Origin of the sequence: Vibrio sp. Vb1026, assembly GCF_033338745.1 — a bacterium.
Classification (GTDB): Bacteria; Pseudomonadota; Gammaproteobacteria; order Enterobacterales; family Vibrionaceae; genus Vibrio; species Vibrio alginolyticus.
In genome coordinates this window covers 1-1,014 of sequence record NZ_JAWOTH010000219.1, presented here as the reverse complement: position 1 = coordinate 1,014, position 1,014 = coordinate 1, and the positions used below count along the sequence as shown (strand labels likewise).

At 34.5% G+C, this 1,014-nt stretch carries 1 protein-coding gene; it reads right to left on the bottom strand.

Going from position 1 to position 1,014, the window contains the following annotated elements; all coding sequences use genetic code 11:
- Nucleotides 1-1,014 (bottom strand): transglutaminaseTgpA domain-containing protein (locus tag R7E47_RS25420; RefSeq protein WP_318085602.1); only part of this gene is annotated, 1,014 nt, incomplete at both ends.

Below are 1,014 nucleotides of genomic sequence, written 5' to 3'. Positions count from 1 at the left end.
AAATTATTACAGTAGCCGCTTTTTGTATCGAAAAGAAATTGATCTACATAATCTTGGTGTTTGGTAGGGAATGGGACATTCGTTGTTTCATATACAAAAGAATGGTCAGTAAAGTAGTTTTCAATAGCTAATACTTTATCATATCGGTTGTTTTTATCATTTGTTAGATTAACAGCTAAGTCTCTTACTCGCTGCGGTAATGATTCGGGAAGTTGCGTGTACTTTGTCATGAAATAAGGATTTGTTTCTTGACCTTCATTCGTTTTTACAGCTTTCAAGTTTTCTATGGAAAACTCCGGGACCTCATATGTTACTTTATAAGAATGTAAAGTAGTAGAAGAGTCTGCGTCCATCGTATAGATTTTTTCTGAAAATGGGTCAACGCTGTATGATATATCAGAAGAAGCCTCAACTGATACTAAACCTGCTGGATAGGTAAGGTGCGGATAACTTTTTTGCATGGTGATTGTTGCCGTAGTTGTCTCTGTTTTTGTATTTTGTTCGTACCAACTCACGACGTCGTTTTTATTTTTAAAAGTAACCTTCTTTTGATTTTCAGAAACTTCCCAACCTTTTCCGGTATAAAAATCTTTCGTTTCTACTCTCCAATATTGTTTGTTTTGCGTTGCTGCTGTAAAAACAATTGTAGGATCTGCTTTAAAAGGACCACCTAATCGTGAGTCATCTAAACCATACCCAATTTTAGAAACTTCTTGTTTTTTACTTGATTCGGATGTGTTGAATTTTAAAAAATCCATTGGGTTTGGCCATTGAGGGCCAAATTTTGGCGCAAAGTATGCGATGGTTGCTAACAATACAATAAATATTGTAAGAGGTTTAAGTAGTTTTGAGATTTCTCTAGCATAATTTTGTAAGTGCTCACTCTCTTTTATATGTTCTATGCGAAGAAGACTCAGCATAAAAAAGCCGATGACAACGGTACGAATAATAGCGTAGTTTGCATTGTATACATGTAAGTTATGAAAAGCGGTGATATAAATAATAGTCAATATA